We start from the raw sequence: 19,511 nt of genomic DNA on the forward strand, positions 1-19,511 counted from the left end.
AACCTGTAGACTAAAAGGGAGGTAGGCCCCTTGATAGATGTAAATAACTTTGAATATATGAAGATTGGACTTGCTTCACCTGACAAGATTCGTTCTTGGTCATACGGTGAAGTTAAGAAACCAGAAACTATTAACTATCGTACGTTAAAGCCTGAAAAAGATGGCTTGTTCTGTGAGCGTATTTTCGGACCACAAAAGGACTGGGAATGTCATTGCGGAAAATACAAACGTGTACGTTATAAAGGTGTAGTTTGTGATCGATGTGGCGTTGAAGTAACGCGTGCAAAAGTACGTCGTGAACGTATGGGTCATATTGAATTAGCTGCTCCTGTATCTCATATTTGGTATTTCAAAGGTATCCCGAGCCGCATGGGACTTGTCTTAGACATGTCCCCTCGCGCGCTTGAAGAAGTAATTTATTTCGCTTCTTATGTTGTAACAGAAAGTGGAGATACACCACTTGATAAGAAGCAATTACTTTCTGAAAAAGAATACCGTGCATATCGTGATCGATATGGTAGCACATTCCAAGCTGCTATGGGTGCAGAAGCGATTAAAAAGCTACTACAAGACATTGATTTAGATAAAGAAGTAGACTTCTTAAAAGAAGAATTAAAAACAGCACAAGGACAACGCCGTACTCGTGCTATTAAACGTCTAGAAGTATTAGAAGCATTCCGTAACTCTGGAAATGAACCATCTTGGATGATCTTAGATGTTCTACCAGTTATCCCACCAGAACTACGCCCAATGGTACAGTTAGATGGTGGACGTTTTGCTACTTCTGACTTAAACGACTTATATCGTCGTGTAATTAACCGTAACAACCGTTTAAAACGTCTATTGGACCTAGGTGCTCCAAGCATCATCGTTCAAAACGAAAAACGTATGTTACAAGAAGCTGTAGATGCATTAATTGATAATGGTCGTCGTGGCCGTCCAGTAACTGGACCAGGTAACCGTCCATTAAAATCACTATCTCACATGCTTAAAGGTAAACAAGGACGTTTCCGTCAAAACTTATTAGGTAAACGTGTTGACTACTCTGGCCGTTCTGTAATCGTTGTAGGACCGAACTTAAAGATGTACCAATGTGGATTACCGAAAGAAATGGCGCTTGAACTGTTCAAACCTTTTGTTATGAAAGAGTTAGTTGGAAAAGGGTTAGCACACAACATTAAGAGTGCGAAACGTAAAATTGAGCGTGTACACCCTGAAGTTTGGGACGTTTTAGAATCTGTGATTAAAGAACATCCAGTACTTCTAAACCGCGCACCAACACTTCACCGTCTTGGTATCCAGGCGTTTGAACCTACATTAGTAGAAGGTCGCGCAATTCGTCTTCATCCACTTGTATGTACTGCATACAACGCGGACTTTGACGGTGACCAAATGGCGGTTCACGTTCCGTTATCATCAGAGGCACAAGCAGAAGCTCGTATTCTTATGTTAGCGGCACAAAACATCTTGAATCCAAAAGACGGAAAACCAGTTGTTACTCCATCTCAGGATATGGTATTAGGTAACTACTACTTAACACTTGAGCGTGAAGGCGCAATCGGTGAAGGTATGGTCTTCAAAGATGCAAACGAAGCAATACTTGCATATCAAAATGGATATGTACATCTGCACACACGTGTTGCAGTTGCTGCAAGTTCAGTAAATAACGTAACGTTTACTGAAGAGCAAAAAGGTAAGCTTCTATTAACAACAGTTGGTAAATTAATATTTAACGAAATCTTACCAGAGTCGTTCCCTTATATTAATGAACCGACAAACTCAAACCTTGAAAAAGAAACACCAGCGGAATATTTCGTTGAAAAAGGTGCGAACATTAAAGAAATTATTGCTAGTCGCGAAGAAGTGGCGCCATTTAGCAAGAAGATCCTTGGTAACATCATTGCGGAAGTGTTCAAACGTTTCCAAATTACAGAAACGTCTCGCATGCTTGACCGTATGAAAAACTTAGGGTTCAAGTACTCTACAAAAGCTGGTATTACAGTTGGGGTATCTGACATTCTTGTATTAGGCGAAAAAGATGAAATTCTCCACGAAGCACAAGCAAAAGTAGATAATGTAATTAAACAATTCCGTCGCGGTTTAATCACGGAAGAAGAACGTTACGATCGCGTTATCTCTATTTGGAGTAATGCAAAAGATGTTATCCAAGGAAAACTGATGAAATCCTTGAATAAACGCAATCCAATCTTCATGATGAGTGACTCAGGTGCCCGTGGTAACGCATCTAACTTTACTCAGCTTGCTGGTATGCGTGGTCTGATGGCCAATCCATCTGGTCGTATCATCGAACTTCCAATCAAATCGAGTTTCCGTGAAGGTTTAACAGTACTTGAGTACTTCATCTCTACGCATGGTGCGCGTAAAGGTCTTGCCGATACAGCACTTAAAACTGCCGATTCTGGTTACTTAACACGTCGTCTTGTAGACGTTGCACAAGATGTAATTGTCCGTGAAGATGATTGTGGAACAGATCGTGGTCTATTAATTGGTGCGATTAAAGAGGGTAATGAAGTAATTGAGTCATTATATGATCGTCTTGTTGGACGTTTTGCAAGAAAAACTGTAAAACATCCTGAAACAGGTGAAGTATTAGTTAGTGAAAACCAATTAATTACTGAAGATATCGCTCATATCGTTGAAAATTCGGGTGTTGAAACTGTAAATATTCGTTCAGCGTTTACGTGTAACACTCGCCATGGTGTATGTAAGAAGTGTTACGGTCGTAACTTAGCAACTGGTACAGACGTAGAAGTAGGAGAAGCGGTAGGTATTATCGCAGCTCAATCTATCGGTGAGCCAGGTACACAGTTAACGATGCGTACATTCCATACAGGTGGGGTTGCCGGAGATGATATCACTCAAGGTTTACCTCGTATCCAAGAGATCTTCGAAGCTCGTAATCCGAAAGGTCAGGCAGTTATCAGTGAAATCGACGGTGTTATCGCAGCGATCAACGATGTTAAAGATCGCCAAGAAGTAGTTGTACAGGGTGAAGTTGAAGCTCGTACGTATGCTATTCCTTACGGTGCTCGTCTGAAAGTAACTCCAGGACAGCCAATTAGCCACGGTAAAGAGTTAACAGAAGGTTCTATTGATCCGAAAGAATTACTAAAAGTAACGGACATTACAGCAGTTCAAGAATACTTATTACGTGAAGTTCAAAAAGTATACCGTATGCAAGGGGTAGAAATTGGTGACAAACACGTAGAGGTAATGGTACGTCAAATGCTACGTAAAGTTCGTGTAAGTGATGCAGGTGAAACAGACGTATTACCAGGAACATTACTAGATATCCATCAGTTTACTGATGCGAATGCGAAGGTGTTACTGAAAGGTAAACAACCAGCGACAGCTAGACCTGTTCTACTTGGTATTACAAAAGCTTCACTTGAAACTGATTCATTCTTATCTGCAGCATCATTCCAAGAAACAACTCGTGTCTTAACTGATGCAGCAATTAAAGGTAAACGTGATGAGCTTCTAGGATTGAAAGAGAACGTTATTATCGGTAAACTTGTTCCTGCTGGAACAGGTATGAATCGTTATCGCAAAGTGGATCTTGTAAAAACAACACAAGATAACATGAATGTAGAAAACGATGAGATTTATGTGGAACAGTAAAATTTTCCGTCGTAAATTTTGTATAAAAACATCTAATCCTAGTTGACATTGTATGAGTCAAAATGTTACTATAATCAAGGTTGCTCCTGAACGATGCTTTGGAGGATATTTATATGTCTTATCAAAAAGTGTCAAATGCTGAAAATGTAGTCGTTGGTCATAAACGCACATTGGAAGCAATCAAAAATGGTATAGTTAAAGAAGTTGTTATTGCAGAAGATGCTGATGTGCGGTTAACCCATATTATCATTCGCACTGCTTTGCAACATAACATACCCATAACAAAGGTTGAATCAGTTCGTAAGCTTGGAAAAGTTTCGGGGATTCAAGTGGGAGCTTCAGCAATAGGAATAATAAGTTAAAACTGTTTTTGTGAGGAGAGAGCATTTGCTCTTCCTTGCAAAAACTTTGTTTTCAACTAATAATGAACCACCTGGATATGTGGTCATACAAACATGCGAAGGGAGGATAATCAAATGCCTACTATTAACCAATTAGTGAGAAATGGTCGTACTGATAAAGTATGGAAATCTAAATCACCTGCGTTAAACAAAGGATTTAACTCTTTAAAGAAAAAATCAACTGATATCTCTGCACCTCAAAAACGTGGTGTATGTACTCGTGTTGGTACAATGACTCCAAAGAAACCTAACTCAGCGTTACGTAAATACGCTCGTGTACGTTTAACAAACGGTATTGAAGTTACAGCTTACATCCCAGGTATCGGTCATAACTTACAAGAGCATAGCGTAGTATTAATTCGCGGTGGTCGAGTAAAGGATTTACCAGGGGTACGTTACCACATCGTTCGTGGAGCGCTTGATACAGCTGGTGTTGACAAACGTATGCAAGGACGTTCTAAATATGGTACTAAGCGACCAAAACCTGCTAAAAAATAATAAACTTATAATGAAAGGAGGAACTCAATATGCCTCGTAAAGGACCTGTTGCGAAACGTGACGTGTTACCAGATCCAATGTACAATTCTAAGCTAGTAACACGCCTTATCAACAAAATGATGGTTGACGGTAAAAAAGGTAAATCTCAAACAATTCTTTATAACGCTTTCGATATCGTTCGTGAACGTTCAGATAAAGAACCAATGGAAGTATTCGAGCAAGCTCTTAAGAACATCATGCCTGTTCTTGAAGTACGCGCTCGTCGTGTTGGTGGTGCTAACTACCAAGTTCCAGTTGAGGTTCGTCCAGAACGCCGTACAACTTTAGGTCTTCGCTGGTTAGTAAACTATGCTCGTCTTCGTGGTGAAAAAACTATGGAAGAGCGTCTAGCTTACGAAATCTTAGATGCAGCTAACAACGCTGGTGCATCTGTTAAGAAACGTGAAGACACTCATAAAATGGCAGAAGCTAACAAAGCATTTGCTCATTACCGTTGGTAGGATTCAACGTAAAATAAATGTATGCATAAACCGCTTTATTTGTCGCTTATGGAAGTGTGGAGAGGGAGAATGCCTCTCCCTTTCGTTGGGCGCTCGTTTTACATAATGAGGGTACTGGACACTGGCATATGTAACAATATAAAGTGGCTTTTTTGCTACTTAAAATAAAAAATCCAATCCATATATGGAAGGAGCAAGACACCAAATGACAAGAGAGTTCTCTTTAGAAAACACTCGTAATATTGGTATCATGGCTCACATCGATGCTGGTAAAACAACAGCAACTGAGCGTATTCTGTATTACACAGGACGTATTCATAAAATCGGTGAAACTCATGAAGGTGCATCTCAGATGGACTGGATGGAGCAAGAGCAAGAGCGTGGTATCACAATTACTTCTGCTGCAACTACAGCTCAATGGAAAGGTCACCGTGTAAACATCATTGACACTCCAGGACACGTAGACTTCACAGTAGAAGTAGAACGTTCTTTACGCGTACTTGATGGTGCGGTAGCAGTACTTGATGCACAATCTGGTGTAGAACCACAAACAGAAACTGTTTGGCGTCAGGCTACTACTTACGGTGTACCTCGTATCGTATTCGTTAACAAAATGGATAAGATCGGTGCAGATTTCTTATACTCTGTAGGAACAATCCACGATCGTTTACAAGCAAACGCACATCCAATTCAGTTACCAATCGGTGCTGAAGATGAGTTCAATGGTATCATTGACCTTGTTGAAGAGTGTGCTTACATGTACGGTAACGATTTAGGAACAGACATCGAGCGTGTCGAAATTCCTGAAGAGCACAAAGAACTAGCTGAAGAATACCGCGGAAAGCTTATTGAAGCGGTAGCTGAGCTTGATGAAGAAATGATGATGAAGTACCTAGAAGGTGAAGAAATCACTGTAGAAGAGCTTAAAGCTGGTATCCGTAAGGCTACAACTTCTGTAGAATTCTTCCCAGTAATCTGTGGTTCTGCATTCAAAAACAAAGGTGTTCAAATTCTGTTAGACGCAGTTATCGACTACCTACCATCTCCATTAGATGTACCTGCTATTAAAGGTACTCTTCCGGATACAGATGAAGAAATCGAACGTAAGTCTAGCGATGAAGAACCATTCGCAGCTTTAGCATTCAAAATCATGACTGACCCTTATGTTGGTAAATTAACGTTCTTCCGTGTGTACTCTGGTGTGTTAAACTCTGGATCATACGTGAAAAACTCAACTAAAGGTAAGCGTGAGCGTGTAGGACGTATCCTACAAATGCACGCTAACAGCCGTGAAGAGATTTCAACAGTTTACGCTGGTGATATCGCTGCTGCTGTAGGTTTAAAAGATACTACTACTGGTGATACTCTTTGTGACGAGAAGAGCCTTGTTATCCTTGAGTCTATGGAATTCCCAGAGCCAGTTATCTCTGTAGCTATCGAACCAAAATCTAAAGCTGACCAAGATAAAATGGGTACAGCATTATCTAAGCTTTCTGAAGAAGATCCAACATTCCGTGCTCACACTGACCAAGAAACTGGCCAAACTATCATCGCTGGTATGGGTGAACTTCACCTTGATATCATCGTTGACCGTATGCGCCGTGAATTCAAAGTCGAAGCAAACGTTGGTGCTCCTCAGGTAGCATACCGTGAAACTTTCCGCGCTGCTGCGAAAGTTGAAGGTAAGTTTGCTCGTCAATCTGGTGGACGTGGACAATTCGGTCACGTTTGGATTGAGTTTGCACCTAACGAAGAAGGTAAAGGATTTGAATTCGAAAACAAAATCGTCGGCGGTGTAGTTCCACGTGAATACATCCCAGCTGTTGGAGCGGGTCTTGAAGACTCACTTAAAAATGGTGTACTAGCTGGTTATCCACTAGTTGACATTAAAGCAGCATTAGTTGACGGTTCTTACCATGATGTCGATTCATCTGAGATGGCGTTCAAAATCGCTGCATCAATGGCACTTAAAGCTGCGGTTTCTAAATGTAACCCAGTAATTCTTGAGCCAATGATGAAAGTTGAAGTTGTAATTCCTGAAGAGTACATGGGAGACATCATGGGTGACGTAACATCTCGTCGTGGACGTGTAGAAGGTATGGAAGCTCGCGGTAACGCACAAGTTGTTCGCGCTATGGTTCCACTTTCTGAAATGTTCGGTTATGCGACAGCATTACGTTCTAACACTCAAGGACGCGGAACATTCTCAATGACATTTGATCATTATGAAGAAGTACCGAAGTCTGTTTCAGAAGAAATTATTAAAAAAAATAAAGGCGAATAATTGATTTTTATCAATTGTTCGAGTATAACTACTTATGTAAGCTTAGAAAGTGGGACGTAAGTTTCGCTTTCTAGTCTAAATATAAAATAACCTATATAAACTAAGGAGGAATTTAGAATGGCTAAAGCTAAATTCGAACGTTCTAAACCCCATGTTAACATCGGTACAATCGGCCACGTTGACCATGGTAAAACTACATTAACTGCTGCGATCACTACAGTTCTTGCAAAAGCTGGTGGTGCTGAAGCACGCGGATACGATCAAATCGACGCTGCTCCAGAAGAAAGAGAGCGCGGAATCACAATCTCAACTGCACACGTTGAGTACGAAACTGAAACTCGTCACTATGCACACGTTGACTGCCCAGGTCACGCTGACTATGTTAAAAACATGATCACTGGTGCTGCTCAAATGGACGGCGGTATCTTAGTAGTATCTGCTGCTGATGGCCCAATGCCTCAAACACGTGAGCACATCCTTCTTTCTCGTCAAGTAGGTGTTCCTTACATCGTTGTATTCTTAAACAAATGCGACATGGTAGACGACGAAGAATTATTAGAATTAGTAGAAATGGAAGTTCGTGACCTATTATCTGAATACGGATTCCCAGGCGACGACATTCCTGTAATCAAAGGTTCTGCTCTTAAAGCTCTTCAAGGAGAAGCTGATTGGGAAGCAAAAATCATTGAATTAATGACTGAAGTTGATGCTTACATCCCAACTCCAGAACGTGAAACTGACAAACCATTCTTAATGCCTATCGAGGATGTATTCTCTATCACAGGTCGTGGTACAGTTGCAACTGGTCGTGTAGAGCGCGGAATCGTTAAAGTTGGTGACGTAGTAGAAATCATCGGTCTTGCTGAAGAGAATGCTTCTACAACTGTAACTGGTGTAGAAATGTTCCGTAAACTTCTTGACCAAGCTCAAGCTGGAGACAACATCGGTGCTCTTCTTCGTGGGGTTGCTCGTGAAGACATCCAACGTGGACAAGTTCTTGCTAAAACTGGCTCTGTAAAAGCACACGCTAAATTCAAAGCTGAAGTTTTCGTATTATCTAAAGAAGAAGGTGGACGTCACACTCCATTCTTCGCTAACTACCGTCCTCAGTTCTACTTCCGTACAACTGACGTAACTGGTATCATCCAATTACCAGAAGGTACTGAAATGGTAATGCCTGGTGACAACATCGAAATGACTATCGAACTTATCGCTCCAATCGCTATCGAAGAGGGAACTAAATTCTCTATTCGTGAAGGTGGACGTACAGTAGGTTACGGTGTAGTTGCTACTATCGTTGAGTAATCTTAGCTGATATAAAAAAACCTAAGGGATTTCCCCTTAGGTTTTTTGTTTGCGTTTATATAAAGAAGAAGAGTGTGTTTTTTTGTTTTGACGAGTTTCTTCTATAGTAATATAAAAACAACAAAAGATAATCCAGAAACTGTAAAACGAATTCTGTTAGATGAAAACTTGAAATTCTTTAAAGTGCCATGTATAATAGCAAAAGTAGAGAAAAGCAGATGCAAACAAAAAGATGCTTGCATCTAGACGAATAACATTGTATAATAGACAATGTTGGTCTTTGACTGCGATGAAGTGGAAGGTTGCTGACACACCCGGCCGCTTTGCCATGGCATGGTGTGGGGAAATTTCCATGGAGAAGGTCTATTTTAGAAATAGGCGAACGAAGGAGGGAAAATAATGGCAAAAGAAAAAATTCGTATCCGTTTAAAAGCTTATGATCACCGTATTCTTGATCAATCAGCTGAGAAAATTGTAGAAACAGCTAAGCGTTCTGGGGCAACAGTTTCTGGTCCGATCCCATTACCAACTGAGAAGACTATTTACACAATTCTTCGTGCTGTTCATAAGTACAAAGATTCTCGTGAGCAATTCGAAATGCGCACACACAAACGTTTAATCGATATCGTGAGTCCTACTCCACAAACAGTAGATTCATTAATGCGTTTAGACTTACCGTCTGGTGTAGATATCGAAATCAAACTATAAATTATATAACTTAAAAATGTAGGAGGTGTAACTCATGACCAAAGGAATCTTAGGAAGAAAGATCGGTATGACTCAAGTATTTGCTGAGAACGGTGAGTTAATCCCAGTAACAGTTATCGCTGCTAATCCAAACGTTGTTCTTCAAAAGAAAACAACTGAAACTGATGGCTACAATGCAATCCAGTTAGGATTTGAAGATAAACGTGAAAAGTTAACTAACAAACCTGAACAAGGCCACACTGCTAAAGCATCTACAACTCCTAAGCGCTTCATTCGCGAAATCCGCGATGCAGACGTGGACGGATTAGAGGTTGGTCAAGAGGTAAAAGTTGAAGTTTTCGCTGCAGGTGAAATCGTTGACGTAACAGGAATTTCTAAAGGTAAAGGTTTCCAAGGTGTTATCAAACGCCACGGACAATCTCGCGGACCTATGTCTCATGGTTCTCGCTATCACCGTCGTCCAGGTTCAATGGGCCCAGTTGCTCCGAACCGTGTATTCAAAGGCAAAAAACTTGCTGGACGTATGGGTGGAGACCAAGTTACTATCCAAAACTTAGAAATCGTTCAAGTTGACACTGAGCGCAACTTATTACTAGTAAAAGGTAACGTTCCAGGTGCTAAGAAATCTCTTGTAGTTGTTCAAGGCGCTGTGAAGGTTAGCAAATAATTCACAATAGGAAGGAGGAATTCCAATGCCAAAAGTTACTGTATATAACCAAACTGGTTCACAGGTTGGTGAAATCGAATTAGCTGAAGCTATTTTCGGTATCGAACCAAATGAAGCTGTACTTTTCGAAGCTGTAATGATGCAACGTGCATCTTTACGTCAAGGTACACACAAAGTAAAAACTCGCTCTGAAGTTCGCGGTGGTGGTCGTAAACCATGGCGTCAAAAAGGAACTGGACGTGCTCGTCAAGGGTCTATCCGCTCTCCTCAATGGCGTGGTGGTGGTACGGTATTCGGACCTACACCAAGAAGCTATGCGTACAAACTTCCTAAGAAAGTTCGTCGTTTAGCAATCAAATCTGCATTAGCTACTAAAGTAGTTGAGAACAACATTGTAGTTCTTGAAGACCTAGTGTTAAATGCACCAAAAACAAAAGACATGCTAGCAGTACTTAAAGGATTAACTGTTGAGAAGAAAGCTCTTATCGTAACTGCTGATGCAAACGAATCTGTAGAGTTATCTGCTCGCAATATCCCTGGAGTAACAGTAATCACTGCTGATGGCGTAAACGTTTTAGACGTGCTTCATCATGATAAGCTAATCATGACAAAAGCGGCAGTGGAAAAAGTAGAGGAGGTGCTTGCATAATGAGAGATCCTCGTGATATCATTAAGCGCCCAGTTATCACTGAACGTTCTATGGAAATGATGGCTGAAAAAAAATACACGTTCGATGTGGACGTTAAATCTAATAAAACAGAAGTTAAAGATGCTCTTGAAGCGATCTTTGGTGTTAAAGTAGAAAAAGTGAACATCATGAACTACAAGCCGAAAGCAAAACGCGTTGGTCGTCACGCTGGTTTTACTAGCCGTCGTCGTAAAGCAATCGTTAAGCTAACTGCTGACAGCAAAGAAATCGAAATCTTCCAAGGCGTTTAATTCTTACTAAAGAAGGAGGGAAATTGAGATGGGAATTAAAAAGTATAATCCAACTACTAACGGTCGTCGTAATATGACTACGAATGATTTCGCTGAAATCACGACTGACAGACCCGAAAAGTCATTACTTGCTCCTTTAAGCAAGAAGGCTGGTCGTAATAACCAAGGTAAAATTACTGTACGTCATCAAGGTGGCGGACATAAGCGTCAATACCGTATCATCGACTTTAAGCGTAACAAAGATGGAATTCCAGGACGCGTTGCTACGATCGAATACGATCCAAACCGCTCTGCGAATATCGCATTAATTAACTACGTTGACGGTGAAAAACGTTACATTCTTGCTCCTAAATCTTTAGAAGTAGGTATGGAAGTTATGTCTGGCCCAGAAGCTGACATCAAAATCGGTAACGCATTACCATTAATCAACATTCCAGTAGGTACTGTTGTTCATAACATCGAGCTTAAGCCTGGTCGTGGCGGACAATTAGTTCGTTCTGCTGGTACATCTGCTCAAGTACTTGGTAAAGAAGGTAAATACGTACTTGTACGTTTAACTTCTGGTGAAGTACGTCTTGTATTATCTGCTTGTCGCGCTTCAATCGGTCAAGTAGGTAACGAACAACACGAACTTATCAAAATCGGTAAAGCAGGTCGCTCTCGCTGGTTAGGTAAACGCCCAACAGTTCGTGGTTCTGTAATGAACCCGGTTGATCACCCACACGGTGGTGGTGAAGGACGTTCTCCAATCGGACGTAAGTCTCCAATGTCTCCATGGGGTAAACCAACTCTTGGATTCAAGACTCGTAAGAAAAACAAAGCGTCTGACAAATTCATCGTTCGTCGTCGTAAAAAATAATGGGATTGTAGTACGGTTCATTTCTAGAACCGTACGCCAATCACGAAGGGAGGCACCAAAATGGCTCGTAGCTTAAAAAAAGGACCATTTGTCGATGATCACTTAATGAGCAAAATGGAAAAATTAGTTGCATCTGAGCAAAAACAAGTTGTTAAAACTTGGTCTCGCCGTTCAACAATCTTCCCTCAGTTCATCGGACACACAATCGCTGTATATGATGGTCGTAAACACGTACCTGTGTACATCACTGAGGATATGGTTGGCCATAAGTTAGGTGAATTCGCACCAACTCGTACGTATAAAGGTCACCTTGCTGACGATAAGAAAACTAGAAGATAATGAGAGGAGGCACTTCAATGCAAGCTAAAGCAGTAGCGAGAACAGTTCGTATTGCTCCTCGTAAAGTTCGTTTAGTAGTAGACTTAATCCGAGGTAAGCAAGTGGGTGAAGCGATTGCTATCCTTAACCACACACCAAAAACTGCTTCTCCAGTTGTAGAAAAAGTTTTAAAATCTGCAATCGCAAATGCAGAGCACAATTATGAGATGGACATTAACAACCTAGTTGTTGAAAAAGTCTTCGTTGACGAAGGTCCAACGTTGAAACGTTTCCGTCCACGTGCAATGGGTCGTGCAAGCCAAATTAACAAACGCACAAGCCACATTACAGTTGTGGTATCAGAAAAGAAGGAGGGATAATCGATGGGTCAAAAGGTTAATCCAATTGGTCTTCGTGTCGGTGTTATCCGTGACTGGGAATCTCGTTGGTTCGCTGAGAAAGATTACGCTACATTATTACATGAAGACATCAAAATCCGTGAGTACATTAATGTACGCTTAAAAGATTCTGCTGTTGCTAAAGTAGAAATCGAACGTGCAGCAAATCGTGTAAATGTTACAATTCACACTGCAAAACCTGGTATGGTAATTGGTAAAGGTGGTACTGAAGTTGAAGCACTTCGTAAAGCTCTTAACCAATTAACAGGCAAGCGTGTACACATCAACATTTTAGAAGTTAAGAGAGCTGATCTTAACGCTAAATTAGTAGGCGAAAACATCGCTCGTCAATTAGAAAACCGTGTATCATTCCGTCGTGCACAAAAGCAAGTTATTCAACGTGCTATGCGTGCAGGTGCTAAAGGTATTAAAACACAGGTTTCTGGTCGTCTTGGCGGAGCTGATATCGCTCGTGCAGAATCTTACAGTGAAGGAACTGTTCCACTTCATACACTTCGCGCTGATATTGACTATGCAGCAGTTGAAGCTGATACAACATACGGTAAATTAGGCGTAAAAGTATGGATCTACCGTGGAGAAGTCCTTCCTACAAAAAAGAAAGCTTCTGAGGAAGGAGGAAAATAATATGTTAATGCCAAAACGCGTAAAATATCGTAGAGAGCATCGTGGTAAAATGCGTGGTCGTGCTAAAGGTGGAACTGAAGTTGCTTTCGGTGAATTCGGTTTACAAGCACAAGCTGCTTCATGGATTACAAACCGTCAAATCGAAGCTGCTCGTCGTGCAATGACTCGTTACATGAAACGTGGCGGTAAAGTATGGATTAAAATTTTCCCTTCTAAACCTTACACTGCAAAACCTCTAGAAGTACGTATGGGTTCCGGTAAAGGGGCACCAGAAGGCTGGGTAGCAGTAGTAAAACCTGGGAAAATTATGTTCGAAATCGCGGGTGTATCTGAAGAGGTAGCACGCGAAGCATTACGTCTTGCAGCTCACAAGTTACCTGTGAAATGTAAATTCGTAAAACGTGAAGAAAATGGTGGTGAATCTAATGAAAACTAATGATATTCGTGAATTAACCACTGCCGAAATCGAAACAAAAGTTAAAGCTTTAAAGGAAGAGTTGTTTAATCTTCGCTTCCAACTTGCTACAGGACAATTAGAGAATCCAACTCGCATTCGTGAAGTGCGTAAAGCAATTGCTCGTATGAAAACTGTAGTTCGTGAAAGAGAGATCGGAATTAATCGATAAATTGAGGGGAGGTTTGCATAGTGAGCGAACGTAACCAACGCAAAGTTTATACTGGTCGTGTAGTGTCTGACAAAATGGACAAAACGATTACAGTTTTAGTTGAAACTTACAAAACTCATTCCTTGTACGGAAAACGTGTTAAGTATTCTAAGAAGTACAAAGCCCATGATGAGCAAAACCAAGCGAAACTTGGCGATATCGTTAAAATCATGGAAACTCGCCCGCTTTCTGCTACTAAGCGTTTCCGTTTAGTTGAAATCGTTGAAGAAGCGGTTATTATCTAAATAGACGAATCGGAATTTTTAGTCCGAAGGGAGGTTTCATAACATGATCCAACAAGAATCTCGTTTGAAAGTTGCTGACAACTCTGGTGCACGTGAACTTTTAACAATTAAAGTATTAGGCGGCTCTGGTCGTAAATATGCTAACATTGGTGATATTATCGTTGCTACGGTAAAACAAGCAACACCAGGTGGCGTTGTTAAAAAAGGTGACGTTGTTAAAGCAGTAGTAGTACGTACGAAGAGCGGAGCTCGTCGTCCGGACGGTTCTTACATCAAATTTGATGAAAACGCAGCGGTTATCATTAAAGACGATAAGAGCCCACGTGGTACTCGTATCTTCGGACCAGTAGCTCGTGAATTACGTGATAGCAACTTCATGAAGATCGTTTCTTTAGCTCCAGAAGTTCTATAATTTAAGGTATTGCCTTGCTAAGGAGGTGCAGAATTAAGATGCATGTAAAAAAAGGTGATAAAGTACAGGTAATCACTGGTAAAGACAAAGGAAAACAAGGCGTTATCCTTGTGGCTTTCCCAAAGCAAAACCGTGTTATCGTTGAGGGTGTCAATATCGTTAAGAAGCACTCTAAGCCATCTCAATTAAATCCACAAGGTGGAATTATTACTAAAGAAGCACCTATTCACGTTTCTAACGTTATGATTTTAGATCCGAAAACAGGTGAACCTACTCGTGTAGGCTTCAAAGTAGAAGATGGTAAAAAAGTTCGTATTGCAAAAAAATCTGGTGAATTATTAGATAAATAATTTTCTTAAGAAAGGAGGTCACTTCATTGAATCGCCTTAAAGAGAAGTTCCAAAAGGAAATTACTCCTGCTCTAGTGAGCAAGTTTAACTATAAATCTGTGATGGAAGTACCGAAAATCGAAAAGATCGTAATCAACACTGGTGTTGGTGACGCGGTATCTAACTCAAAAGCTTTAGACAATGCAGTAGAAGAATTAACACAAATCGCAGGTCAAAAACCTGTTGTAACTCGTGCTAAAAAATCAATCGCTGGTTTCCGTCTTCGTGAAGGTATGCCAATCGGTGCGAAAGTAACTTTACGCGGCGAGCAAATGTATGAGTTCTTCGACAAATTAGTATCAGTTTCTTTACCACGTGTACGTGATTTCCGTGGTGTTTCTAAGAAATCATTCGATGGTCGTGGGAACTACACATTAGGTGTTAAAGAGCAACTTATCTTCCCTGAGATTGATTATGATAAAGTAAGCAAAGTCCGCGGTATGGACATCGTAATCGTTACTACAGCGAAAACTGATGAAGAAGCTCGTGAACTTTTAACACAATTCGGTATGCCATTCCAAAAATAATGGAAGCCAACGCTAAGTAGAGGAGGCGAAAACGTGGCTAAAAAATCTATGATAGCGAAACAAAAGCGTACTCCTAAGTTTAAAGTACAAGAGTATACACGTTGCGAACGCTGCGGTCGTCCGCATTCTGTATACCGCAAATTTAAACTTTGCCGTATTTGTTTCCGTGAACTTGCATATAAAGGTCAAATTCCTGGTGTTAAAAAAGCTAGTTGGTAAAACCCACAAATGGGAAGGAGGTAAAACACATGGTGATGACAGATCCAATTGCAGACATGCTTACTCGCATCCGTAATGCGAACATGGTACGTCATGAGAAATTAGAGGTTCCTGCTTCTAAAATCAAAAAAGAGATCGCTGAACTTTTAAAACGTGAAGGTTTCATTCGTGATGTAGAATACATCGAGGATAACAAACAAGGTATCCTTCGTATTTTCCTGAAATATGGTGCAAACAATGAACGTGTAATCACTGGATTAAAACGTATCAGTAAACCTGGCTTACGCGTTTACGCTAAAGCTGACGAAGTACCACGTGTACTTAACGGATTAGGTATCGCTCTTGTTTCTACATCTAAGGGAGTAATGACAGACAAAGACGCTCGTCAATTACAAACTGGTGGAGAAGTAGTAGCATACGTTTGGTAATATATATTTAAAACGAACGGAGGTGTGACCACATGTCTCGTATTGGTAAAAAGATTCTTGAAATCCCTGCAGGTGTTACTATTACAATTGCAGAAGACAATACTGTAACAGTAAAAGGCCCTAAAGGTGAATTAACTCGTAAATTCAATGCTGATATGTCTATCAAAATTGAAGAAAATACACTAACAGTTGAGCGTCCATCTGAACAGAAGGAACACCGTGCATTACACGGTACAACTCGTGCTTTAATCGGAAACATGGTTGAAGGTGTAACTGCAGGTTTCGCACGCGGACTTGAATTAGTCGGTGTTGGTTACCGTGCTCAAAAACAAGGAGATAAACTTGTTTTAAGCGTAGGTTATTCTCATCCAGTAGAAATGACTCCGGAAGCAGGTCTTGAAGTTGAAGTACCTGCACCAACTAAAATCGTAATTAAAGGTATCGACAAGCAACGTGTTGGCGAATTTGCTGCTAACATCCGTGCTGTACGTGCTCCTGAGCCTTACAAAGGTAAAGGTATTCGTTACGAAGGCGAAGTTGTTCGTCGTAAAGAAGGTAAAACTGCTAAGTAAACCCGTTAGGTGAGAGAAAGGAGTGACAAGAAAATGATCACTAAAGCTGATAAAAATGCGACTCGTAAGAAAAGACATGCACGTGTACGTGCTAAACTTACTGGTACTGCAGAGCGTCCACGTTTAAACGTGTTCCGTTCTAACCAACATATTTACGCTCAAGTTATTGATGATGTGAATGGTGTAACGTTAGTAAGTGCATCTACTCTTGATAAAGACCTTGCTCTTAACGGTACTAGCAATACTGAAGCTGCTACGAAAGTTGGAGAATCAGTTGCTAAGCGTGCTGTAGAGAAAGGCGTTAAAGAAGTAGTATTTGATCGCGGTGGTTACTTATACCATGGCCGTGTTAAAGCTCTAGCTGAAGCTGCTCGTGAGGCTGGATTACAATTTTAATGGTCAAAGGAGGGAAAATTGATGCATCGCATTGACCCAAGTAAATTAGAACTTGAAGAACGTGTAGTTACGATAAATCGTGTCGCGAAAGTTGTTAAGGGTGGTCGTCGTTTCCGCTTTGCTGCACTAGTTGTAGTTGGCGATAAAAACGGTCATGTTGGATTCGGTACTGGTAAAGCACAAGAGGTACCAGACGCAATCCGCAAAGCTATCGAAGACGCTAAGAAAAACTTAATCGCTGTACCATTAGTTGGTACAACAATTCCACACACAATCAACGGTCACTTTGGAGCTGGTGAAGTATTCTTAAAACCTGCTGCTGAAGGTACTGGTGTTATTGCTGGTGGACCTGTTCGTGCGGTACTTGAATTAGCTGGTGTACAAGATATTCTTTCGAAATCTCTTGGTTCTAACACACCAATCAACATGATTCGCGCTACTGTGAACGGATTAAGCGAACTTAAGCGCGCTGAAGATGTTGCAAAATTACGCGGTAAATCTGTAGAAGAGCTACTAGGTTAAGGAGGGAAAACAAATGGCGAAAAAGTTAGAAATTACCCTCACTCGTAGTGTAATTGGTCGTCCACAAGATCAACGTGCGACGGTAGAAGCTTTAGGTCTTAAAAAGTTGAATTCAACTGTAGTTAAGGAAGAAACTCCTGCTATTCTTGGTATGATCAACAAAGTTTCTCACCTTTTAACTGTAAAAGAAGCTTAAGGATAACTCATTAATATAAGGAGGTGCCTGGGAATGAAACTTCATGAATTAAAACCTGCAGAAGGTTCTCGTAAAGTACGTAACCGTGTCGGTCGTGGTATCGGTTCTGGTAACGGTAAAACTGCTGGTAAAGGTCATAAAGGACAAAACGCACGTTCTGGTGGCGGTGTTCGTCTTGGCTTCGAAGGTGGTCAAACTCCATTATTCCGTCGTTTACCAAAACGCGGCTTCACAAACATTAACCGTAAAGAGTTTACTATTGTAAACTTATCAACGTTAAATCGTTTTGAAGATGGTACAGAAGTAACACCTGAATTATTGCTGGAAACTGGCGTTATCAGCAAGTTAAACGACGGTGTTAAAATTCTTGCAAGCGGAGCAGTAGAGAAAAAACTAACTGTTAAAGCGCACAAGTTCTCTTCAAGTGCTAAAGAAGCAATTGAAGCAGCTGGCGGATCAGTTGAGGTGATCTAATGTTTCGTACAATCTCCAACTTTATGCGCGTTGCTGAGATAAGACGTAAAATATTATTCACTTTAGCGATGTTAATCGTATTCAGGATTGGCACGTTTATCCCAGTGCCATTTACAAATGGAGACGTACTGAAAGCACAAGACCAATTAAATGCTTTAGGTATTCTAAATACATTTGGCGGTGGCGCCTTGAAAAACTTCTCCATCTTTGCGATGGGAATCATGCCGTATATTACAGCATCCATCATCGTGCAATTATTGCAGATGGATGTTGTTCCTAAATTTTCGGAATGGTCGAAGCAAGGTGAAATGGGCCGTCGTAAACTAACGCAATTCACGCGTTACTTTACAATTGTTCTTGCGTTTATTCAGGGGTTTGGTATGTCAATCGGTTTTAACGGTATGGTAGGTGGGCAATTAATTTTGAATCCTGGTTGGAGCACTTATTTATACATTGCTACGGTACTGACTGCTGGTACTGCATTTTTAATGTGGTTAGGCGAACAGATTACAGCTAAAGGTGTGGGTAATGGTATTTCCATCCTTATCTTTGGCGGTATTGCTGCAGCGATCCCAAGTGTTATATCTCAAGTGTATCAACAACAGTTTCAAAATATCGGAGATCAATTGTTCATGAGTATCGTTAAAGTTGCATTGATTTTACTAGCTGTGCTAGCAGTTATTGTTGGTGTTATTTTCATTCAACAAGCTGTTAGAAAGATCCCAATTCAATACGCGAAGCGTGTAACAGGAGGGAATGGGAATCATGCTGGAGCACAAAACACACATTTACCGCTTAAGGTAAATAGTGCGGGTGTTATTCCAGTCATTTTTGCTGTTTCATTCTTAATTACGCCTCCAACTATTGCACAGTTCTTCCCGAAACATGATGTATCGCAGTGGATTATTGCAAACTTTAACTATTCTCACCCAGTGGGAATGATCATATATGTTGCGCTCATTGTAGCCTTCACATATTTCTATGCGTTTGTTCAGGTTAATCCAGAGCAAATGTCAGAGAATCTAAACAAGCAAGGTGGATATGTTCCAGGTATTCGTCCGGGTAAGAATACAGAACAATATCTAACAAAAATCTTGTATCGTTTGACCTTTGTAGGATCAATTTTCCTAGCAGCGATTGCAATCTTACCAGTTATCTTTACGAAATTGGGAAATCTTCCTCCATCTGCACAGATTGGTGGAACGAGTATGTTAATCGTTGTCGGCGTTGCTTTAGAAACAATGAAGCAGCTAGAAAGCCAACTGGTAAAACGCCATTACAAAGGGTTTATCAAGCAGTGAG

At 40.8% G+C, this 19,511-nt stretch carries 28 protein-coding genes; all 28 read left to right on the forward strand.

Going from position 1 to position 19,511, the window contains the following annotated elements:
- The first annotated feature begins 30 nt into the window (after positions 1 to 30).
- Positions 31 to 3,642: a DNA-directed RNA polymerase subunit beta' gene (gene rpoC / locus N2V79_RS00615; RefSeq protein WP_000567943.1), complete on the forward strand. Its 3,612-nt coding sequence runs from the start codon at positions 31 to 33 to the stop codon at positions 3,640 to 3,642.
- Positions 3,643 to 3,755: 113 nt separating this feature from the next.
- On the forward strand, positions 3,756 to 4,004 hold the full coding sequence (locus tag N2V79_RS00620) for a 50S ribosomal protein L7ae-like protein (RefSeq protein ID WP_000121831.1): 249 nt from the start codon (positions 3,756 to 3,758) through the stop codon (positions 4,002 to 4,004).
- Positions 4,005 to 4,118: 114 nt separating this feature from the next.
- Entirely contained in the window at positions 4,119 to 4,541 is a 423-nt protein-coding gene (gene rpsL / locus N2V79_RS00625; protein ID WP_001142341.1) for a 30S ribosomal protein S12, read from the forward strand.
- A 29-nt stretch (positions 4,542 to 4,570) separates the two neighbouring features.
- Positions 4,571 to 5,041, forward strand: coding sequence for a 30S ribosomal protein S7 (gene rpsG / locus N2V79_RS00630; RefSeq protein WP_001137492.1), 471 nt, complete (start codon positions 4,571 to 4,573; stop codon positions 5,039 to 5,041).
- A gap of 205 nt (positions 5,042 to 5,246) precedes the next feature.
- Positions 5,247 to 7,325, forward strand: coding sequence for an elongation factor G (fusA, locus tag N2V79_RS00635; protein ID WP_000196383.1), 2,079 nt, complete (start codon positions 5,247 to 5,249; stop codon positions 7,323 to 7,325).
- A gap of 117 nt (positions 7,326 to 7,442) precedes the next feature.
- On the forward strand, positions 7,443 to 8,630 hold the full coding sequence (tuf, locus tag N2V79_RS00640; RefSeq protein ID WP_001029617.1) for an elongation factor Tu: 1,188 nt from the start codon (positions 7,443 to 7,445) through the stop codon (positions 8,628 to 8,630).
- 399 nt (positions 8,631 to 9,029) lie between these two features.
- Entirely contained in the window at positions 9,030 to 9,338 is a 309-nt protein-coding gene (gene rpsJ, locus N2V79_RS00645) for a 30S ribosomal protein S10 (RefSeq protein ID WP_001040595.1), read from the forward strand.
- A gap of 34 nt (positions 9,339 to 9,372) precedes the next feature.
- Positions 9,373 to 10,005 carry a 50S ribosomal protein L3 gene (rplC, locus tag N2V79_RS00650; protein WP_000160209.1) on the forward strand — a complete coding sequence of 211 codons (633 nt, stop codon included), beginning with the start codon at positions 9,373 to 9,375 and terminating at the stop codon, positions 10,003 to 10,005.
- Between the two features lie 25 nt (positions 10,006 to 10,030).
- Positions 10,031 to 10,654 carry a 50S ribosomal protein L4 gene (gene rplD, locus N2V79_RS00655; RefSeq protein WP_001127258.1) on the forward strand — a complete coding sequence of 208 codons (624 nt, stop codon included), beginning with the start codon at positions 10,031 to 10,033 and terminating at the stop codon, positions 10,652 to 10,654.
- Positions 10,654 to 10,944 carry a 50S ribosomal protein L23 gene (gene rplW, locus N2V79_RS00660; protein ID WP_001205558.1) on the forward strand — a complete coding sequence of 97 codons (291 nt, stop codon included), beginning with the start codon at positions 10,654 to 10,656 and terminating at the stop codon, positions 10,942 to 10,944. The genes rplD and rplW overlap by 1 nt, the downstream gene beginning before the upstream one ends.
- Positions 10,945 to 10,972: 28 nt before the next feature.
- The gene (rplB, locus tag N2V79_RS00665; protein ID WP_000511583.1) at positions 10,973 to 11,803 is read left to right on the forward strand and encodes a 50S ribosomal protein L2; all 831 of its coding nucleotides are present in this window, start codon (positions 10,973 to 10,975) and stop codon (positions 11,801 to 11,803) included.
- 60 nt (positions 11,804 to 11,863) lie between these two features.
- Positions 11,864 to 12,142, forward strand: coding sequence for a 30S ribosomal protein S19 (gene rpsS, locus N2V79_RS00670; RefSeq protein WP_000124454.1), 279 nt, complete (start codon positions 11,864 to 11,866; stop codon positions 12,140 to 12,142).
- 17 nt (positions 12,143 to 12,159) lie between these two features.
- Positions 12,160 to 12,501 (forward strand): 50S ribosomal protein L22, encoded by a 342-nt coding sequence (gene rplV / locus N2V79_RS00675; protein WP_001148024.1) that lies wholly within the window; start codon positions 12,160 to 12,162, stop codon positions 12,499 to 12,501.
- Between the two features lie 3 nt (positions 12,502 to 12,504).
- Complete coding sequence (rpsC, locus tag N2V79_RS00680) at positions 12,505 to 13,164, forward strand: 30S ribosomal protein S3 (RefSeq protein ID WP_000529956.1); 660 nt, start codon at positions 12,505 to 12,507, stop codon at positions 13,162 to 13,164.
- Between the two features lies 1 nt (position 13,165).
- Positions 13,166 to 13,600, forward strand: a complete 435-nt coding sequence (gene rplP / locus N2V79_RS00685) for a 50S ribosomal protein L16 (protein ID WP_000928971.1) — start codon at positions 13,166 to 13,168, stop codon at positions 13,598 to 13,600.
- Positions 13,590 to 13,790: a 50S ribosomal protein L29 gene (gene rpmC, locus N2V79_RS00690; protein WP_000855718.1), complete on the forward strand. Its 201-nt coding sequence runs from the start codon at positions 13,590 to 13,592 to the stop codon at positions 13,788 to 13,790. The genes rplP and rpmC overlap by 11 nt, the downstream gene beginning before the upstream one ends.
- A gap of 20 nt (positions 13,791 to 13,810) precedes the next feature.
- Positions 13,811 to 14,074, forward strand: coding sequence for a 30S ribosomal protein S17 (rpsQ, locus tag N2V79_RS00695; RefSeq protein WP_000004106.1), 264 nt, complete (start codon positions 13,811 to 13,813; stop codon positions 14,072 to 14,074).
- A gap of 43 nt (positions 14,075 to 14,117) precedes the next feature.
- A complete protein-coding gene (gene rplN, locus N2V79_RS00700) occupies positions 14,118 to 14,486 on the forward strand; it encodes a 50S ribosomal protein L14 (protein WP_000615912.1) in 369 nt (122 codons plus the stop codon).
- Between the two features lie 38 nt (positions 14,487 to 14,524).
- Positions 14,525 to 14,836 carry a 50S ribosomal protein L24 gene (gene rplX / locus N2V79_RS00705; protein ID WP_000558200.1) on the forward strand — a complete coding sequence of 104 codons (312 nt, stop codon included), beginning with the start codon at positions 14,525 to 14,527 and terminating at the stop codon, positions 14,834 to 14,836.
- A gap of 26 nt (positions 14,837 to 14,862) precedes the next feature.
- Positions 14,863 to 15,402: a 50S ribosomal protein L5 gene (gene rplE / locus N2V79_RS00710; RefSeq protein ID WP_001080829.1), complete on the forward strand. Its 540-nt coding sequence runs from the start codon at positions 14,863 to 14,865 to the stop codon at positions 15,400 to 15,402.
- Between the two features lie 33 nt (positions 15,403 to 15,435).
- Entirely contained in the window at positions 15,436 to 15,621 is a 186-nt protein-coding gene (gene rpsN, locus N2V79_RS00715) for a 30S ribosomal protein S14 (protein ID WP_001085700.1), read from the forward strand.
- Between the two features lie 29 nt (positions 15,622 to 15,650).
- Entirely contained in the window at positions 15,651 to 16,049 is a 399-nt protein-coding gene (gene rpsH / locus N2V79_RS00720) for a 30S ribosomal protein S8 (protein ID WP_000245511.1), read from the forward strand.
- Positions 16,050 to 16,081: 32 nt separating this feature from the next.
- Complete coding sequence (gene rplF / locus N2V79_RS00725; protein ID WP_000086551.1) at positions 16,082 to 16,621, forward strand: 50S ribosomal protein L6; 540 nt, start codon at positions 16,082 to 16,084, stop codon at positions 16,619 to 16,621.
- A 33-nt stretch (positions 16,622 to 16,654) separates the two neighbouring features.
- Positions 16,655 to 17,017 carry a 50S ribosomal protein L18 gene (rplR, locus tag N2V79_RS00730; protein WP_000628818.1) on the forward strand — a complete coding sequence of 121 codons (363 nt, stop codon included), beginning with the start codon at positions 16,655 to 16,657 and terminating at the stop codon, positions 17,015 to 17,017.
- Between the two features lie 21 nt (positions 17,018 to 17,038).
- The gene (gene rpsE / locus N2V79_RS00735; protein WP_000554646.1) at positions 17,039 to 17,539 is read left to right on the forward strand and encodes a 30S ribosomal protein S5; all 501 of its coding nucleotides are present in this window, start codon (positions 17,039 to 17,041) and stop codon (positions 17,537 to 17,539) included.
- 13 nt (positions 17,540 to 17,552) lie between these two features.
- Complete coding sequence (gene rpmD, locus N2V79_RS00740) at positions 17,553 to 17,735, forward strand: 50S ribosomal protein L30 (protein ID WP_001085233.1); 183 nt, start codon at positions 17,553 to 17,555, stop codon at positions 17,733 to 17,735.
- Positions 17,736 to 17,768: 33 nt separating this feature from the next.
- On the forward strand, positions 17,769 to 18,209 hold the full coding sequence (rplO, locus tag N2V79_RS00745) for a 50S ribosomal protein L15 (protein ID WP_000766083.1): 441 nt from the start codon (positions 17,769 to 17,771) through the stop codon (positions 18,207 to 18,209).
- Positions 18,209 to 19,510, forward strand: coding sequence for a preprotein translocase subunit SecY (gene secY, locus N2V79_RS00750; protein ID WP_000490118.1), 1,302 nt, complete (start codon positions 18,209 to 18,211; stop codon positions 19,508 to 19,510). Before rplO ends, secY begins: the two co-directional genes overlap by 1 nt.
- Position 19,511: the final 1 nt, after the last annotated feature.

It is taken from the genome of Bacillus sp. CH_70, assembly GCF_038007045.1.
Lineage (GTDB): Bacteria > Bacillota > Bacilli > Bacillales > Bacillaceae_G > Bacillus_A > Bacillus_A cereus.

Coding starts and splice junctions, on each gene's coding strand:
- tuf (WP_001029617.1), top strand. CDS start 7,443: ATGGCTAAAGCTAAATTCGAACGTTCTAAACCCCATGTTAACATCGGT.
- secY (WP_000490118.1), top strand. CDS start 18,209: ATGTTTCGTACAATCTCCAACTTTATGCGCGTTGCTGAGATAAGACGT.
- rplX (WP_000558200.1), top strand. CDS start 14,525: ATGCATGTAAAAAAAGGTGATAAAGTACAGGTAATCACTGGTAAAGAC.
- rplF (WP_000086551.1), top strand. CDS start 16,082: ATGTCTCGTATTGGTAAAAAGATTCTTGAAATCCCTGCAGGTGTTACT.
- rplD (WP_001127258.1), top strand. CDS start 10,031: ATGCCAAAAGTTACTGTATATAACCAAACTGGTTCACAGGTTGGTGAA.
- rplB (WP_000511583.1), top strand. CDS start 10,973: ATGGGAATTAAAAAGTATAATCCAACTACTAACGGTCGTCGTAATATG.
- rplP (WP_000928971.1), top strand. CDS start 13,166: ATGTTAATGCCAAAACGCGTAAAATATCGTAGAGAGCATCGTGGTAAA.
- rplR (WP_000628818.1), top strand. CDS start 16,655: ATGATCACTAAAGCTGATAAAAATGCGACTCGTAAGAAAAGACATGCA.
- rplV (WP_001148024.1), top strand. CDS start 12,160: ATGCAAGCTAAAGCAGTAGCGAGAACAGTTCGTATTGCTCCTCGTAAA.
- rpsL (WP_001142341.1), top strand. CDS start 4,119: ATGCCTACTATTAACCAATTAGTGAGAAATGGTCGTACTGATAAAGTA.
- rpsG (WP_001137492.1), top strand. CDS start 4,571: ATGCCTCGTAAAGGACCTGTTGCGAAACGTGACGTGTTACCAGATCCA.
- N2V79_RS00620 (WP_000121831.1), top strand. CDS start 3,756: ATGTCTTATCAAAAAGTGTCAAATGCTGAAAATGTAGTCGTTGGTCAT.
- rpsC (WP_000529956.1), top strand. CDS start 12,505: ATGGGTCAAAAGGTTAATCCAATTGGTCTTCGTGTCGGTGTTATCCGT.
- rplC (WP_000160209.1), top strand. CDS start 9,373: ATGACCAAAGGAATCTTAGGAAGAAAGATCGGTATGACTCAAGTATTT.
- rpsH (WP_000245511.1), top strand. CDS start 15,651: ATGGTGATGACAGATCCAATTGCAGACATGCTTACTCGCATCCGTAAT.
- fusA (WP_000196383.1), top strand. CDS start 5,247: ATGACAAGAGAGTTCTCTTTAGAAAACACTCGTAATATTGGTATCATG.
- rpsJ (WP_001040595.1), top strand. CDS start 9,030: ATGGCAAAAGAAAAAATTCGTATCCGTTTAAAAGCTTATGATCACCGT.
- rpsE (WP_000554646.1), top strand. CDS start 17,039: ATGCATCGCATTGACCCAAGTAAATTAGAACTTGAAGAACGTGTAGTT.
- rplW (WP_001205558.1), top strand. CDS start 10,654: ATGAGAGATCCTCGTGATATCATTAAGCGCCCAGTTATCACTGAACGT.
- rpmD (WP_001085233.1), top strand. CDS start 17,553: ATGGCGAAAAAGTTAGAAATTACCCTCACTCGTAGTGTAATTGGTCGT.
- rpsS (WP_000124454.1), top strand. CDS start 11,864: ATGGCTCGTAGCTTAAAAAAAGGACCATTTGTCGATGATCACTTAATG.
- rpmC (WP_000855718.1), top strand. CDS start 13,590: ATGAAAACTAATGATATTCGTGAATTAACCACTGCCGAAATCGAAACA.
- rplN (WP_000615912.1), top strand. CDS start 14,118: ATGATCCAACAAGAATCTCGTTTGAAAGTTGCTGACAACTCTGGTGCA.
- rplO (WP_000766083.1), top strand. CDS start 17,769: ATGAAACTTCATGAATTAAAACCTGCAGAAGGTTCTCGTAAAGTACGT.